General features: G+C 60.6%; 14 protein-coding genes and 1 pseudogene. 4 read left to right on the top strand and 11 right to left on the bottom strand.

The genetic code is table 11. The annotated features are described in order from the left end of the window. Positions 1-167: 167 nt before the first annotated feature. A complete protein-coding gene (locus CCGE525_RS03440; protein ID WP_120703060.1) occupies positions 168-1,193 on the bottom strand; it encodes a sugar ABC transporter substrate-binding protein in 1,026 nt (341 codons plus the stop codon). Between the two features lie 257 nt (positions 1,194-1,450). Between CCGE525_RS03440 and CCGE525_RS03435 the strand changes: the two genes are divergently transcribed. After that, positions 1,451-2,698: an ROK family transcriptional regulator gene (locus CCGE525_RS03435; protein WP_120703059.1), complete on the top strand. Its 1,248-nt coding sequence runs from the start codon at positions 1,451-1,453 to the stop codon at positions 2,696-2,698. After that, the gene (locus tag CCGE525_RS03430; RefSeq protein ID WP_120703058.1) at positions 2,682-3,116 is read left to right on the top strand and encodes an RbsD/FucU family protein; all 435 of its coding nucleotides are present in this window, start codon (positions 2,682-2,684) and stop codon (positions 3,114-3,116) included. Before CCGE525_RS03435 ends, CCGE525_RS03430 begins: the two co-directional genes overlap by 17 nt. A 170-nt stretch (positions 3,117-3,286) precedes the next feature. On the opposite strand, the gene CCGE525_RS03425 is transcribed toward CCGE525_RS03430, so the two are convergent. The 8 genes and pseudogenes from CCGE525_RS03425 to CCGE525_RS03390 all read right to left on the bottom strand — a co-directional run bounded on the left by CCGE525_RS03425 (position 3,287) and on the right by CCGE525_RS03390 (position 11,502). Continuing rightward, positions 3,287-4,235 (bottom strand): IS630 family transposase gene (locus CCGE525_RS03425; RefSeq protein ID WP_120703057.1). Its coding sequence is split into 2 segments (ribosomal slippage): positions 3,287-3,898 and positions 3,900-4,235, totalling 948 coding nucleotides; the frame shifts between segments, so codons are not numbered across the junction. Between the two features lie 149 nt (positions 4,236-4,384). Then, complete coding sequence (locus CCGE525_RS03420) at positions 4,385-5,422, bottom strand: 4-hydroxyproline epimerase (protein ID WP_120703056.1); 1,038 nt, start codon at positions 5,420-5,422, stop codon at positions 4,385-4,387. A gap of 14 nt (positions 5,423-5,436) precedes the next feature. Beyond that, positions 5,437-5,568, bottom strand: a pseudogene (locus tag CCGE525_RS03415) (SDR family oxidoreductase); the annotation flags it as partial. 270 nt (positions 5,569-5,838) lie between these two features. Further along, complete coding sequence (locus tag CCGE525_RS03410; RefSeq protein WP_120703055.1) at positions 5,839-6,867, bottom strand: IS110 family RNA-guided transposase; 1,029 nt, start codon at positions 6,865-6,867, stop codon at positions 5,839-5,841. Then, positions 6,842-7,537: an SDR family NAD(P)-dependent oxidoreductase gene (locus tag CCGE525_RS03405; RefSeq protein WP_342637433.1), complete on the bottom strand. Its 696-nt coding sequence runs from the start codon at positions 7,535-7,537 to the stop codon at positions 6,842-6,844. Before CCGE525_RS03405 ends, CCGE525_RS03410 begins: the two co-directional genes overlap by 26 nt. Positions 7,538-7,547: 10 nt before the next feature. Continuing rightward, positions 7,548-8,795, bottom strand: a complete 1,248-nt coding sequence (locus tag CCGE525_RS03400; RefSeq protein WP_120703054.1) for an NAD(P)/FAD-dependent oxidoreductase — start codon at positions 8,793-8,795, stop codon at positions 7,548-7,550. 132 nt (positions 8,796-8,927) lie between these two features. Beyond that, on the bottom strand, positions 8,928-10,232 hold the full coding sequence (locus CCGE525_RS03395; RefSeq protein ID WP_120706230.1) for an alpha/beta hydrolase: 1,305 nt from the start codon (positions 10,230-10,232) through the stop codon (positions 8,928-8,930). A gap of 436 nt (positions 10,233-10,668) precedes the next feature. Further along, the gene (locus CCGE525_RS03390) at positions 10,669-11,502 is read right to left on the bottom strand and encodes an SDR family oxidoreductase (RefSeq protein ID WP_120703053.1); all 834 of its coding nucleotides are present in this window, start codon (positions 11,500-11,502) and stop codon (positions 10,669-10,671) included. Between the two features lie 126 nt (positions 11,503-11,628). Between CCGE525_RS03390 and CCGE525_RS03385 the strand changes: the two genes are divergently transcribed. After that, positions 11,629-12,537 (top strand): LysR family transcriptional regulator, encoded by a 909-nt coding sequence (locus CCGE525_RS03385; RefSeq protein WP_120703052.1) that lies wholly within the window; start codon positions 11,629-11,631, stop codon positions 12,535-12,537. Positions 12,538-12,594: 57 nt separating this feature from the next. On the opposite strand, the gene CCGE525_RS03380 is transcribed toward CCGE525_RS03385, so the two are convergent. Beyond that, a complete protein-coding gene (locus tag CCGE525_RS03380; protein WP_120703051.1) occupies positions 12,595-13,476 on the bottom strand; it encodes an aldo/keto reductase in 882 nt (293 codons plus the stop codon). A gap of 28 nt (positions 13,477-13,504) precedes the next feature. Beyond that, a complete protein-coding gene (locus CCGE525_RS03375; RefSeq protein ID WP_120703050.1) occupies positions 13,505-14,341 on the bottom strand; it encodes an oxidoreductase in 837 nt (278 codons plus the stop codon). A gap of 133 nt (positions 14,342-14,474) precedes the next feature. On the opposite strand from CCGE525_RS03375, the gene CCGE525_RS03370 reads away from it, so the two are divergent. After that, positions 14,475-15,404, top strand: a complete 930-nt coding sequence (locus CCGE525_RS03370; protein WP_120703049.1) for a LysR family transcriptional regulator — start codon at positions 14,475-14,477, stop codon at positions 15,402-15,404.

The following is a 15,404-nucleotide window of genomic DNA, read 5'->3' as shown; positions in this document are numbered from 1 at the left end:
CCGCAACCGCGCCGAACTACGCGGAAACCGCCGGGGTTGAAACCGGCCGGGGCTCAAACCCGGCCGGCCGTTGTATGGTGACGGCATGATCCCAGACCGAAGGACCGCATCAGCAAGAAGTATGACGCGGTTCTTCGGATAAGATCATGCCAAACCCTGGATGGGGCTTAGCCCCAGCACTTCGCCGTGCCTTCCTTGGTGTCGATCGACTTCAGGCCGGAAACCGGCTTGTCCGTCACCAGCGAGACACCGGTGTCGAAGAAGGACTTGCCTTCGGTCGGCTTCGGCTTTTCGCCGGTGTCGGCGAACTTCTTGATCGCTTCTACGCCGAGAGCGGCCATCATCAGCGGATATTGCTGCGAGGTTGCGCCAATGACACCATCCTTCACCGATTTAACGCCGGGGCAACCGCCGTCAACCGAAACGATCAGGACCTGCTTTTCCAGCCCGACAGCCTTCAGGGCCTGATAGGCACCGATAGCGGCCGGCTCGTTGATCGTGTGGATAACGTTGATGCTGGAGTCCTTCTGCAGAAGGTTTTCCATGGCCTTGCGGCCGCCTTCCTCGTTGCCGTTGGTAACGTCATGACCGACGATGCGCGGATCGGTTTCGTCGCCGATCTTGTTCGGATCCTTCGGATCGATGCCGAAGCCAATCATGAAGCCCTGGTCGCGCAATACGTCGACGGTCGGCTGCGACGGCGTCAGGTCGAGGAAGCCGACCTTGGCGTCCTTCACCTTGTCGCCAAGCGTCTTTCTGGCCCACTCCCCGATCAGCTTGCCGGCGAGCAGATTATCCGTTGCGAAGGTCGCGTCGGCGGCGTTAGCCGGATCCAGCGGCGTGTCGAGCGCGATGACCAGGAGGCCCGCGTCACGCGCCTTCTTGATCGTCGGAACGATGCCCTTCGTATCGGAGGCGGCGATCAGAATGCCCTTGGCGCCCTCGGCGATGCAGCTTTCAACGGCAGCGACCTGGCTTTCGCTGTCACCATCGATCTTGCCCGCATAGGCCTTCAGCGTCACGCCGAGTTCCTTGGCCTTGGCGGTAGCACCTTCCTTCATCTTGACGAAGAAGGGGTTCGTGTCCGTCTTGGTAATCAGGCAGGCGGAAACGTCGGCAGCCTTGGCCGGTGCGGCAAAGGCGACGCCGATCGCCAGAGCGGCGAGTGCTGCGGAAACAACAGATTTCTTCATTCAATCCTCCCAAAATTTGAATAGGCCGGAACTTCCCGGCTGCCCCGGACTCGCGCTGAGCCCGTATCTAGGACGCGTCATGTCTGCTTAGATTTTTTGCCGAATAGGCCGCCTCCAAGGCCATGCTCACGTCCTCCAACGCGCACATCTGAACCTAAAGATTTCGTCCTGTCAATAAATAAATCGGATTGAATTATTAATTGGATGTGGCATTTTGCTGGAAAATAGGGCATGGCCATGATGGAAGGAGCAGGCCAATGTCTCCCCTGCAAGACCCGGCAGATACGCCAACATCACCCTTGATTCTTGACCCCAGCGGCGGCGCGAATCAGGTTCGCGTCCGCGCGCACAACGAACGGCTGGTGCTGTCGCTCGTCCGCCGCCACGGCGCCCTGTCGAAGGCGGAAATCGCCCGGCGCAGCGGCTTGTCGGCGCAGACGGTCTCCGTCATCATGCGGGCGCTGGAGAAGGATGGGCTGCTGTCGCGCGGCGAGCCCGTGCGCGGGCGCGTGGGGCAGCCTTCCATTCCGATGCGACTCAATCCGGATGCGGTGCTCTCCTTCGGTGTCAAGATCGGCCGGCGAAGTGCTGATCTCGTGCTGATGGATTTCGTCGGGCGCATACGGATGCAGCTCCACCAAATCTACCCCTACCCGCTGCCGCAGGACATCATGTCCTTCGTCACATCAGGCATTCAGGAGCTTGAAGCACGCCTCAGCAGTGAAGAACGCCGCAAGCTTGCCGGCGTCGGCATCGCTGCCCCGTTCGAGCTCTGGAACTGGGCGGAGGAAGTCGGCGCGCCTGAGGGAGCGATGGAGGCCTGGCGCGGCTTCGACTTGCAGGCGGAAGTCGCTGCGCGCGTGCCCTATCTCGTCTATCTGCAGAACGACGCCACCAGCGCCTGCGGGGCCGAACTTGTCTTCGGCGTTGGCCCGCGCTATCCGGATTTCGTCTATCTTTTCATCGGTTCCTTCCTCGGCGGCGGTATCGTTCTGAATTCCTCGATCTTCGTCGGGCGGACCGGAACGGCAGGCGCGCTCGGCCCCCTGCCTGTGCGCGGACGCAACGGCGAAACCCGGCAGCTGCTCGATATCGCTTCGATCTACGTTCTTGAAAATTACTTGCGGCAGGCCGGCTTCGATCCTCGGCCGCTCTGGTATTCCGCTGACAATTGGATCGATTTCGGTGCGCCCCTCGAAACCTGGATCCAAGATACGGCCAAGGCGCTGGCGCAGGCAATCGTTGCCGCTGCCTCCATCATCGATTTCAGCGCCGCCATCATCGACGGCGGTTTTCCGGGCTGGGTGCGCGAACGGGTCGTACGCGCCACCATCAAAGCGGCCTCGGATCTCGACCTTCAGGGCGTCGTCATGCCCGAAATTATCGAAGGAGCGGTCGGGCCGCAGGCGCGTGCCATCGGCGGTGCCAGCCTGCCGATCTTCGCGCGCTACCTCATCGACCAGAACATCCTCTTCAAGGAGATAGAGCATGCTGAAGGGCATTGACCCGTTATTGAGCCCCGACCTGCTGGCGACGTTGCGCGCTATGGGCCACGGCGATGAAATCGCCCTCGTCGACGGCAATTATCCGGGTCTCGAACATGCCCGCCGTCTGATCCGCCTCGATGGCCACGGCGTCATCCGGGTGCTCGATGCCGTGCTCAGCGTTTTGCCGATCGACGATTTCGTACCGCAGGCGATTTTCCGCGCGACTGTCAAGCAGGACCGCGACGCTGTTGATCCGGTGCACGCCGAAATGATCGACGTTTGTGCCCGGCATGTTCCGGACATCAAGGTCGTGCCGCTGCTACCGGCGGAATTCTACGAGCGGGTAAAGCAGGCACATGCACTGGTGCAGACCAGCGAGCTGCGGCTTTATGGGAATATCATTCTACGCAAGGGCGTGATCTATCCGAAGGCATAGTGAGGGCGCATGCCAAAAAAGCCCCTCATCCGGCCTGTCGGCCACCTTCTCCCCGCTCGCGGGGAGAAGGGGATGGGCGTGCTCGCAGCCTACCTTCCAGCCAATTGCTTAGACGCCAACTGGCAGGTCGTCCCCTCTCCCCGTCAAGACGGGGAGAGGGCTAGAGCCTTTCAGGTTTTGACGGAAGCGTAGCCGGCATTGGCGAAGTAGTTGCTACATTCGTTGGGCTGGATTGTTGTAACGAGTTGTCCGATGTGACGCCACGTGTCATCGATGGTTCGCTTCTGAGCCAAGCGCATCCAGTGCTTGATTTTGGCGAAGGCCTGCTCAATCGGATTGAGGTCGGGTGAATAGGGCGGCAGGTACCAGAGCCGTGCACCGGCGTTGCGGATCATCTGACGGATGGCGACCGACTTGTGGGAACCGAGGTTATCCATCACGACGATGTCGCCGGGTTCGAGCACCGGTAGGAGTTGTTGCTCGACATAGGCACGGAAGCACTGACCGTTGATCGGTCCATCGAAGACACAAGGTGCGGCGAGCCGATCGCAGCGCAGCGCGCCGAGGAAAGTCAGGGTGCGCCAATGGCCGTGCGGGGCGAAGCTGCGCAGGCGTTTGCCCCTCGCCCCCCAGCCTCGAAGCGGCGCCATGTTGGTCTTGATCCAGGTTTCGTCGATGAAGACCAGCCGTCTTGGATCGAGACCGGCCTGCCAGGACCGCCAGCGCTGTCGTCGCCGCGCTATGTCGGCACGCGCCTGCTCAAGGGCGAACAGTGTTTTTTTTGAACCGCAGCCCTTCGCGCCGCAGGAACTGCCATACGGTATCGTGGGACACCTTCACCCCTCGTGCGGCCAACTCTTCCTTCAACCCGTGCAGTGACAGATGCGGCGTCTGGTTGATCCGCTCTGCGATAAACGCCCGGTACGGCTCCAGAACACGCTTGCGGTGACCACCCATCTTCCCGGGCGCGACGGATCCGCTCGAACGATAACGCTGAGACCACTTCACCGCTGAAGACACCGCAATACCGAACCGTGCCGCCACCGACCGGCAGCTCTCGCCGGCCTCGATCGCATCAACAACACGCTTACGAAGATCATTTGAAAGAGGTCGAGTCATCTGATGCTGGCCTCCACTCCAGCCAACATCTTGAATCACAAAACAAGCAAAAACGGAATCCCTTCCGATTCAGCTAAAAACGGAAACGCTCTAGGGTGAGGGGCCGCCGAGCTCTCGAAACGGCGCTATGGCAACGTTGCCGACTACCCTCAAATCTCCCCCGCCGACGGCCCCCAGACATCCGTCATGGCAAAGCCATTGGCCATCGGGTCGAAGGGATCAAGTGCCACCTGCGACAGACCGAAGGTGAAGCCGCGGCCGGTGATGGTGGGGATGATGGCCGGCTTGCCGGCAACTTCCGTCACCGCCTGCAAGCCGACCTCGAATTCCGAGCCGATGATCGAGCGGGATTTGAAGACATCGCCGACCTTGGCCTTGCCGCGGGCGTGCAGCGTCGCCAGATTGGCGGAGTTACCGGTGCCGCAGGGCGAGCGGTCGGCGCGGCCGGGCCACATGGTCGTGCAGGTGCGGATGGCGCCATCGGCATCGATGTCGCGGAACATCACATAAGCGACACCCGAGATTGCCGGGATCTCCGGGTGAACCACGGACATCGTCCGATTGATCGCATCCTTGAGAACCATGCCTGCCTGAACGAGAGCTGCCGCATTGGCCTTTTCGATCGTCAAACCGATCTGGCCGACATCGACGAGCGCATAGAAGATGCCGCCATAGCAGAGATCGAGCTTGATTTTGCCCCATTGCGGCGTGTCGAGCTCGACATCGAGCTCATGCACGAAGGACGGAACCATGGTGAGTCGGACCTTCTCGCAGCGGCCGTCGCGGCAGGTCGCAGTTGCCCGTACCAGACCGGCGGCAGTGTCGAGCGTGACGACCGTTTCCGGCTCCTTCATCTCGACGATGCCGGATTCGAGCAGCGCCGTCGTCACGCAGATGGAATTGGAGCCGGAGCTCGCGTGCGCCTGATCCGGCTGCAGGATGATGAAGCCGGCATCGGCTTCCGGATGTTTTGCTGGCAGCAGCAGGTTGACGGAGCCGATCGGCGCGCCCCGCGGCTCGAGCACCAGGAAGCGACGCAGCTCCTGGCCCTTCGGATCGGTGTTCAGCCAATGCAGCTGCTCGGCGATGCTATTGCCCGGGATCTTAGGCACGCCGCCGATCGCGACTTTGCCGATTTCGCCTTCGCAATGAACGTCCAGCAACTGGATCGTACGCTTCCATCTCATGTCGATAACTCCAATCAAACGTGACGGGTGATGCCGCCGTCGACGCGGATATTCTGGCCTGTGATATAGCCTGCGCCGTCGGAGAGCAGGAACGCCGCGGTCTTGGCGATCTCGCTCATCAGGCCGATGCGCTTCATTGGCACTTCTGTGGTTGCCGCCCGTTTTGCAAGAAGTTTCTGACCTTTTGTGCGTGTGATCGAGTGCGGTCTTCTGTCAGGCCTTTCGTTGCGACGCTTCCAAAGGCCGCCGGCCGGTATGGTGATCTGCGGAGCGGGTCCAAATCTTAATTCCGAGCTTGCATGCTCAAAGTGCCAAACTGGTTTTCCCGTCCCGATCGGTTCGATCATGCGCCCATTCTGGTCATTGCCTTCTCACACCCGTCTCCCTGCGTTACTCAGGCATGCTCTGCATGAAGTTCATACAGCCATGCCCGACGCCGGAACTCGATAATTTTCACCCTTCGCCAGCATGGCCCAGATCGCCCGCGCCATCTTGTTTGCGAGAGCGATCGCCACCAGCATGCGCGGCTTTCTTGCCAGCATCCGGGCCAGCCACGAACCGTCAGCAATCCGTTTACGACCCATCCATGTGATGCGCGACATCGCGCCAATGATCAGCAACCTGCGAATGTCGGCCTGCCCAGCTTTGGAAACGCGGCCAAGGCGCTCTTTCCCGCCGGAGGAAAACTGTTTTGGGACAAGACCAAGCCATGCCGCAAAATCACGGCCGCGACGGAAGCTTCTCATTGCCGGCGCGAAGGCTTCAACGGCCATTGCCGTCATCGGGCCGACGCCGGGCATGGTCTGAAGCCGCTGCGCGATATCCGTCTGCTTGGCGACCTCTCCAATTTTCTTTGTCTTATCATCGATCCTGGCGGTCTTCTCCGCAATCTGAGCCAAAAGATCGCGGCACTCTTCCTGGACGAGCTGAGGCAGATCATTGCCTATTTCATCGAGAATGGCCTCGATACGCTTGATATGACTGATCCCCAACGGAACGACATGACCGTATTCGTAGAGCACGGCGCGCAAAGCATTGACCAGTTCGGTGCGCTGATGGACGATGCGCTCGCGTGCGCGGAATAAGATCGCTCGTGCTTGCTGAGCTTCCGTCTTTGGTTCGACAAAGCGCATTTCGGGACGCTGCGCGGCAGTGACAATCGCCTCGGCATCTGCAGCATCATTCTTCTGCCTTTTGACAAAGGGCCGCACATATTGCGGGGCGATTAGCTTGACTGCATGTCCAAGCTTCACCAGCTCGCGCGCCCAGAAATGCGCGCTACCGCACGACTCCATAACCGCGACGCATGGCGGCTGCGCTTCCATAAACCTGAGAAATTGCACGCGGCCAATTTTCTTGCGGAACTTCACTTCCCCCATCATCGATGCCCCGTGAAGCTGAAATACATTTTTTGCCAGATCAATGCCAATCATAGTATCGTACATTCCGCCGTCCTCTCCGCTCGGTGGCCCTAACGAACCACCATCCTGGCACATTGCGATGCCGTTGGGGGAGGGCGGCAACCATCCCATCTTTATCGGCGGTTTCCGGCTTATGGTTCAAGCTGTCGATATAGCCGGGCAGGATGCAGTTCATGCGGATATTGTCGGCAGCATAACGATCCGAATAGAGCTTGGTGAAGGCGCCGGCGGCGGCGCGGTAGGTGCAGGAGACCGGGAAGACCAGCGACGGCTCGTAGGCGGCAAAAGTCGTGATGTTGACGAAGGCGCCCTTGCCCTGTTTCAGCATGACAGGCGTCACCAGCCTTGCCGTGCGCACCAGCGACAGGATCATCATGTCGGATCCGAGCGTCCAGCTCTCGTCGGAGATGTCGAGCAGATCGCCCTTTGGCGGATGGCCGGTATGGTTGACCACGGCGTCGATGCGACCGTAGCTCTTCATCGTAAGGTCGAAGATCGCCTGGATATCCTCCGCCTTTTCCGCGACACCGCGCGAAGCGACGCCACCGAGTTCGGAGGCCAGTTTCTCGCAGCTTTCCGAAGGCGACATCAGCGCCAGACGATAGCCGCTGGCGGAGAGTTCGCGCGCAATTGCTTCACCCATGCCGCGGCCGCCGCCGGTGATCAGCGCAACGGGCTTTTCGGTTTCGGACATCTGTTTCCTCCTAATAGCGATTGATGCGGAACGGGGTCATGTCGACCTCGGGCGTGACGCCGGTCATCATATCGGCCATCAACCTTGCTGTCGTCGCCGAAAAAGTCAGTCCCAGATGGCCGTGGCCGGTGGCGTACCAGACACCAGGTACGCGCGAGGAAGGCGAGATGATCGGGATCGTGTCGGGCAGCGCCGGGCGATGGCCCATCCAGTCCTTGGCGTCTTCCACCTGCAGACCCGGCAGCGCCCGCTGGGCATGACGGACGAGGATGCGGGGACGACGAAAATCCGGAGGCGCATCGAGGCCGGCCAATTCGACATTGCCGCCGACGCGAATGCCACCGGCCGTTGGGGTCACCATGAAGGCACGATGCGGCCAGATGATTGAATAACGCATGGCAATGCCGGGCTTCATGATTTGCGTATGATAGCCGCGCTCGGTCTCGAGCGGGATCGGTTCGCCAAGTGCAGAGGCGATGAAGCGTGTGCGGACGCCTGCGGCGAGCACGACATCGTTCGCCTCCAGCCGCCTTCCATCTTCGAAAAGGGCGGTCATGGCCCCATTTGCCTGACGTTCCACGGTCCGGACAGCGCCGGAGGCGAATGTGGTTCCGCGAACCTTTGCAGCCTCCACCAGCTTGAGGACGAGCTGATAGGGATTGCGAATCGACTTATTGTCGGGCAGCAGCACCGCCTTGGTAATTTTCGGCGACAGCGCCGGCTCGTAGTCGCGAATTTCCGTGCCGGAGAGAACCTTGTGCTCGAAACCGTAGCGCCGCATCAGCTCGATATGGCCGCGATCGCCGGTAAACTCCGACTCGGTCTCGTAGATGGCCAGGCAGCCTTCTTCCGTCATCAGATCCGGCGCGCCGATGGCTTCGAGCATCCTCCTGAAATCGCCGAGTGCATGACGGGACAGGCTCATACCGGCATCTTCGATCTCCCTCACGCGAGAGGGCCGACCGGCGGCGGCGAAGCGCAGGAACCAAGGCAGCATCTTCGGCGCATAGGAGGGCCTGAGCCAAACAGGGCCTTCGGGGTCCAGCAGCCAGCCAGGAACCTTGCGCCACGTGGACGGACGGGAATTGGCGACGAAATCGAGTGCGATGCTCGCCATGTTGCCGAAGGAAGCACCCTCCCCCGGCTCGCCTTTGTCCACCAGCGTCACCTGCCGTCCGCGCCGCTGCAATTCGAAGGCGATCGCCGCGCCAATAATGCCGGCACCGACAACGATGACCGTCCGCTTACTTTCGTTCATCCTCAAATCCACCTGCGGAATATCGCACGGCCGCGGACCGCTCCCAAGCGGCCCGGTCCGACATCCCGACTCTGTGATATATCAGATCGATTTGAGTGGCTACGATCTTTTTTGCGGCTTTCCCGTAACGACCTATTGGCTGATCGCTGCGCCGACGTTGCTGCCGGTCGTCTGGACGCTGTCGCCAACGGAACCGACGGTATTGCCGGCAGATGCGCCGAGACGGCGGATCTGCTCGCCGTAATTCTCGCGCGTGCGCGGATCGAAGATGGCGATCGGCGCACTGACGGCGACACTGGCCGCGCTGCCGACCGTCTGCGCCGCGCCGATGGCGACTGCGCCGACCGCTTCGCCGATGCCGACATCGGAATCGGTGATCGTCTGGCCCTCGATCAGGCGGTCGCCGATCAGCTTGACCACCTCCGGGCTCTCGGCGAATTTGCCGTGGTTCAGCCGGTCGCCTGTCTTGAGCTTGGTGAGATCGAGCACGGTAATGCCGTGCTTTTCAAGCTCGCTGCGATAGGGCTCGGCGGTCGGGTCGATCTGGCCGAGGCGGTCGACATTGCCGGAGATGCGGCGAGACAGCGACAGCGCCCGGTCGTCTCGCGAGACGAACAGGGTGAAATGAGGCGGGTCCTTGCCAAGCGCTGAAAATTGCTGACCAAAGACATCGACGTCGAGGTCAGGAGACGCGAGGATAACGTTCTTGATCTTCGGCGCGACGCGGCCGTCACGGATCGCCATCTGCCTCAGAGCTTCGACAGCGAGCCAGGTGCCCATGGAGTGAGCCATGACGGTGACATCGCCGACAGAGGGATTGGAAGCGGCGCGATGCAGCAGTTCTTCCAGCGCATCGCGGGAATAGTTGGCGCTCTCCTTGTCGTAGGCGTAGTCGAAAATGCTGGCGCGCGACGGCCAGGTGAAAACGACCGGCGCGACATCGGCATGGGAATCATGGACGATCTGCGCGAAGCGATAGACCGAATCCTCGTAGCGATTGTTGAAACCATGCACGAAAATTAGCACGCGTTTGCTCTTTGGCAGATGCGCGCGCAGCCAGGCATGATTATCGGCCACACTCATCATCGGCTGCACAGAAGTGGTGACGAAATTCTTCAAGGGATCGCCGGGCAGCCGGCTCGGCCACTGCACCTGACCGACCTTGCGATTGGCCTCCGGCGGGATCGAGACGCTGACGGCATCCACCTTCAGACCAGGACCGCGCTCTCCGGAAAACAAGATCGCCGGGTCCTTGTCCGGCAGACGGGTGGTGGCGACCAGTAGATCGACCTTGGAGGTACCCGGAACATTGTCGACAACCGGCTGCATGACACCGACTGGACGGCCGCCGCAAGCTGTCAAGGAGAGCGCCGCGACGATTGCGATAGCCCGGAAGAAAGTCTTCCGCCATTGGCCAGCATCTTCCATGCGCCGCATCGCGCCAACCCTCTTCATCGCAGCTTCAATATGGCGGTCACTCTAAGCATGGAAGGTCATGGCACAAGCTACGTTCACCATTTTCGCAACGTGATGTAGTGCTAATTCGTCACAGCGAGGCAAAGGCGCAACGGTGGGTTGGAAGAAAATAGCCTGGGAGAATTTGGAGAAACAGGGGAAATAAAAAGAGCCCGATGCGGGAGGAGGATGCATCGGGCTCTTGATCCTGATTGGCAACTGGGAGGAGGAGGAGTGTTGCCAATCTATGAAGGAGCGCTGGGAGGAGGAGATGCGCTGCCTTCGAGGGAGTAGATATAACCGCCGGGCAGGCATTAATAGACCGGCTTTCGCAATGCAGCAATGCATGGGACGCAAAGCTTCCGTCCTCATAGACCGCAAATGCCGCATATCACTTGCAGTTCGAGCATTTCGGCGCCTATTTTACAGCCGCAAAATACGAGCGCATGAAATTCACATAGTCGTGATCCGTCATTTCGTTGCGTGCCCTGATGAATCCGCGGGCATCATCGCCGATGAGATAGCGCAGGCGATCGCTCCCGTCCGTCACTGATTCGTAGATGACGTCGGCGACATCCGCGGACGTGATCGTGCGGGCCGCGGTCATATTGGCGAAGGCTTTCACCACATTGGCGATGAACGGCGCATAATCGCCAGGCACATCGGCAAGGGCATTGTCCTCCGCGGAACGCTCGCTGAACCTGGTTTCGCTGACACCACCATGGGGAATGACCAGCTTGACGCCGATATTGAGGTCCAGCAGCTCATAGGCCAGCGCTTCGGTAAATCCTTCCAGCGCAAATTTGCTGGCGCAATAAAGCGAGATCATCGGCAGGGTGAAGAGGCCAGCGCCTGAGCTGACATTGACGATAACGCCCGATCTGTTGGCGCGAAAATGCGGAAGAAGAGCGCGGGTAACGTCCATGACGCCGAAGACATTGACGTCGAACTGCTGCCTGATCTTTTCCGGCGGCACGGCTTCGAAGACGCCGTATTGGCCGTAGCCGGCATTATTGACCAGGGCGTCAATCCTGCCGAAGCGGTCGATGCCGGCGGCGACCGCGGCTGCTATGCTTTGCGGATCGGAGACGTCGAGCCGGGTGACCAGCACATTGTCGAGGGCTGTCAGCTCGGTCTCCTTGTCAGGCGAGCGCATGGTCGCGACGACGTTCCAGCCCTTGCCATGGAAGAGTTTGGCTGACGCCTTACCGATGCCGGAGGATGCGCCGGTGATGAGAACAGTCTTTGTCATGATCCTGATTCCTTAGTTGATGAGATGCTCAGAGCTTCGGCATTCGCTTTCGGACAAGAGATAATGCGTTGTGACTATGCGAATAATCGGCATATTGTGGCATGCCGTGATGAGAGAAATCGTACAATGAGAAAAATTGGGCAGAAGGCCGGCCTTGTGGAACTCAACGCCGTGGCTGCCGTTGCCGCAGCGCGGAATTTTCGCGTCGCTGCCCGCGAACTCGGCATGTCGGCCTCCGCACTCAGCCATGCGATCGCGACGCTCGAGATGCGGATGGGCGTGAAGCTCTTCAATCGCACCACTCGCAGTGTTTCGCTCACGGAGGCGGGCGAGGAGTTTCTGAGCCGGGTGGGGCCGGCGCTCAGGGAGATTTCGGATGCGATGGAGGCAGTCAATCAATTCCGCGCCACGCCGATCGGAACGCTGCGCATCAACACCGCCGAGGGCGCGGCGCGCGGACTGCTGATGCCCTTCCTATTGGAATTTCACCGGCGCTATCCCGACGTGCATGTCGACATCGTCACAGAGGGCAAGATGATCGATATCGTTGCCGATGGTTTCGATGCGGGCATCCGCATTGCCGAAACCGTGCCGCAGGACATGGTCGCCGTAATGCTGAAGGCCGAGGAGCGCCTGATCGTCACCGCCGCCCCTTCCTATATCGAGAGACGCGGGCGACCGGAGTCGCCGCAGGATCTGCTAGCGCATGATTGTGTCCGCCTGCGCCTGCCGAGCGGCACGGTCTATCGCTGGGAATTCGAACGCCACGGCCAGGAAATTCGTCTCGACGTTCAAGGGCCGATGACGCTGCAGAGCGCCGAGCTGATGCTGGAAGCCGTGCTCGGCGGCGCCGGTATCGGCTACATGACCGAACGCACCGCTGCACCCGGTCTCGCCGACGGCAGGCTCATCCACCTGCTGGAAGACTGGACTCCGCCCTTTCCGGGAATATGCCTGTACTACCCGAGACATCGCCATGTACCGGCAGGGCTGAAGGCATTTGTCGGCGTCATCAGGGAGATGACCAAAGCATAAGGGCGGCCGCTTTGTCATCGACCGCCCCTTCTGTCATTTGCCTATTCAAGGCAGAGATCAAGCAGACGCAAACGCCTTCTTGCCTTCGGCATCCAGCGCCGAAAACTCCTCATCGGACAGGGTGATGTTCACCGCGGCCGTATTCTCTTCGAGATGTTTGACCTTGCCGGTGCCGGGGATCGGCAGCATGACGGGGCTGCGCTTCAAGACCCAGGCGAGCGCGATCTGGCTCGGAGCAGCGCCATGCTTCTTCGCGATGATATCCAGCAGCGAGCCCTCCTTGGCGAGATCGCCGGCAGCCAGCGGGAACCAGGGGATGAAGCCGATATTGTGCTTTGCGCAATAATCGAGCACGTCTTCGCTGGTGCGGTCGACGAGATTGTAGCGGTTCTGCACCGTCGCCACCTTGAAATGCTTCGAAGCGGCTTCGATGTCGGACACCGACACTTCGCTGAGGCCCGCGTGGCGGATGATCTTGGCGTCGAGCAACGACTTGACGGCATCGAACTGTTCGGCTGCCGGAACCTTGGGGTCGATGCGGTGAAGCTGCCAGAGATCGATCTGCTCGACACCGAGATTGCGCAGACTCTTATGCGCCTGCTGGATCAGATATTCCGGACGGCCCAGAGGGATCCACACGTCGGGACCGGTGCGGGTCAGACCTCCCTTGGTGGCAATGACAAGTTTGTCACCATAGGGGTGCAGAGCCTCCTTGATCAGACGTTCGGAAACATCGGGACCGTAGGAATCGGCCGTATCGATGAAGTTGATACCAAGCCCCGGCAGGCGCTTGAGAGTACGGACGGATTCGGCGTGATCCGCAGGTTCGCCCCAGATGCCCGAGCCAGTGATGCGCATGGCGCCGAAACCGAGGCGGTTGACGGTGAGATCCCCGCCGATCTTGAATTGACCGGACTTGGCTGCGTTTAAATCTGACATGGTTTTCGTCCCTATAGTCTGGTTGACGTTAATCGAAATCCGTAGAAGCCGAGACTTGTTCCCAGGCGTCGAACTCGCTCTTCAGCAGGCCGAGCTTTTCGCGAACGAGACTGATGGCGTCGCGGCCTAACAGGAGATGGGTCGGCGGGTTTTCGGATGCAATGAGCTGCAGCATAACTTGTGCCGCTTTCTTCGGGTCGCCGGGCTGTTTGCCGCTGCGTTCGAGGCGGCGCTGGCGCAGCGGCTCGAAGACTTCGTCATAATCTGATATCGAGCGCTCGGCGCGCACCATCGAGCGGCCGGCCCAATCGGTGCGGAAGCCGCCAGGCTCGACGGCGGTCACATGGATGCCGAAGCTCTTGACCTCCTTGCCGAGGCTTTCGGAAATGCCCTCCAGCGCGAACTTGCTGCCGTGATAGAAGGAAATGCCGGGAAGCGTGATGATGCCTCCCATCGAGGTGATGTTGAGAATATGCCCGGCGCGGCGCTTGCGCATATAGGGCAGTACCGCCTGGATGAGGGCAACGGGGCCGAAGACGTTGGCCTCGAACTGGCGGCGCAGCTCGTCGATCGTCGATTCCTCGACCAGGCCCTCGTGACCATAGCCGGCATTGTTGACGAGCACGTCGATCGCGCCAATCTCCTTCTCCACCGCAGCGATGACGGGCGCGATGGCAGCGGTGTTCGTGACATCGAGCAGCTTGCCGAAGGCGAAGCCCGGCTTCAACGCTTCGAACTCGGCTCGGTCGGCTTCCTTGCGCAGCGTGCCGACAACCTTATGGCCGCCGGCAAGGGCGGCCTCGGCGAGCGCCCGTCCGAAGCCGGAGGAAACGCCGGTGATAAAAAGGGTCTTGGTATCGGACATGGCAATGTCTCCTTGTTGAATGAGATCAAGATAGGCCAGGCCGACATTTTCGATAATCTCATCAATCAGAGATGACCTTTTTAGAAAAACTGATTAATTTCGGGCGAAGTAGTGAATCGTTCGGAGAGCGCTCATGCGGCAGGACGTGTTGGACGGACTGGTGACCTTCGTCATCGTCGCGGAGGAAAAGAGTTTTTCAGCGGCCGCGGTGCGGCTCGGCGTGTCGCCCTCGGCGGTCAGCCAGTCGATCAGCAAGCTCGAAGGCCGGATGCGGCTTGCGCTCTTCAACCGCACCACGCGTAGCGTCAGCCTGACCGAGGCGGGCCTGCGTTATCTCGAACGCGTCGTACCTGCGGTGCACGATCTGACGGCCGCCGCCCAGGAGCTTGGCGAGTCGGTAGACAGACCGGCCGGGCTGCTGCGCATCAATGTGGCGCGCGCCGGCTATATGATCGCGCTTCAGCCGATTCTGCGCGATTTCCTCGACGCCTATCCGGAAATCGAACTGGAGGTGCGCATCGAGGGCTCGTTGGTCGATATCGTCGGCCAGGGGTTTGATGCCGGCATCCGCTTCGGGGATCTGGTGCAGCGCGACATGGTGGCGGTGAAGATCGGGCCGGCGATATCGGCCCATATCATCGCCGCGCCCAGCTATCTCGGGCGCTATGGCATGCCGAAACATCCGCACAATCTGCTCAACCACAATTGCATCGGCTTCCGCCATTCCTCCAGCGGGCAGGTCGAGCGCTGGGAATTCGAGAAGGATGGCGAGAAGATCGAACTTGCCGTGAACGGCCGGCTGATCCTCAACGATTCCGCGGCGCTGACGCAAGCTGCATTGGACGGCATCGGCATCGCCTATATGATCAACGGCTATATCGACCGCTTTCTTGACGACGGCCGGCTGGTGCGCATCCTCTCCGACTGGAGTCCGGCACTCGCCGGCCTGACGCTGTATTATGCCGATCGCCGCCGCGTGCCGGCGAAGCTCAGGGCGTTGATCGACTTCCTGCGCCATCGGCGGCAGGTCGAACCGCCACAAACGGCAGGTGCCTTGACCTGA

The organism is Rhizobium jaguaris (assembly GCF_003627755.1).
GTDB classification, from domain to species: domain Bacteria; phylum Pseudomonadota; class Alphaproteobacteria; order Rhizobiales; family Rhizobiaceae; genus Rhizobium; species Rhizobium jaguaris.
Note: the sequence above shows the minus strand (reverse complement) of the source record. Positions and strands in the feature narration are given on the sequence as shown.

Coding starts and splice junctions, on each gene's coding strand:
- CCGE525_RS03440 (WP_120703060.1), bottom strand. CDS start 1,193: ATGAAGAAATCTGTTGTTTCCGCAGCACTCGCCGCTCTGGCGATCGGC.
- CCGE525_RS03435 (WP_120703059.1), top strand. CDS start 1,451: ATGTCTCCCCTGCAAGACCCGGCAGATACGCCAACATCACCCTTGATT.
- CCGE525_RS03430 (WP_120703058.1), top strand. CDS start 2,682: ATGCTGAAGGGCATTGACCCGTTATTGAGCCCCGACCTGCTGGCGACG.
- CCGE525_RS03420 (WP_120703056.1), bottom strand. CDS start 5,422: ATGAGATGGAAGCGTACGATCCAGTTGCTGGACGTTCATTGCGAAGGC.
- CCGE525_RS03410 (WP_120703055.1), bottom strand. CDS start 6,867: ATGTACGATACTATGATTGGCATTGATCTGGCAAAAAATGTATTTCAG.
- CCGE525_RS03405 (WP_342637433.1), bottom strand. CDS start 7,537: ATGTCCGAAACCGAAAAGCCCGTTGCGCTGATCACCGGCGGCGGCCGC.
- CCGE525_RS03400 (WP_120703054.1), bottom strand. CDS start 8,795: ATGAACGAAAGTAAGCGGACGGTCATCGTTGTCGGTGCCGGCATTATT.
- CCGE525_RS03395 (WP_120706230.1), bottom strand. CDS start 10,232: ATGCGGCGCATGGAAGATGCTGGCCAATGGCGGAAGACTTTCTTCCGG.
- CCGE525_RS03390 (WP_120703053.1), bottom strand. CDS start 11,502: ATGACAAAGACTGTTCTCATCACCGGCGCATCCTCCGGCATCGGTAAG.
- CCGE525_RS03385 (WP_120703052.1), top strand. CDS start 11,629: ATGAGAAAAATTGGGCAGAAGGCCGGCCTTGTGGAACTCAACGCCGTG.
- CCGE525_RS03380 (WP_120703051.1), bottom strand. CDS start 13,476: ATGTCAGATTTAAACGCAGCCAAGTCCGGTCAATTCAAGATCGGCGGG.
- CCGE525_RS03375 (WP_120703050.1), bottom strand. CDS start 14,341: ATGTCCGATACCAAGACCCTTTTTATCACCGGCGTTTCCTCCGGCTTC.
- CCGE525_RS03370 (WP_120703049.1), top strand. CDS start 14,475: ATGCGGCAGGACGTGTTGGACGGACTGGTGACCTTCGTCATCGTCGCG.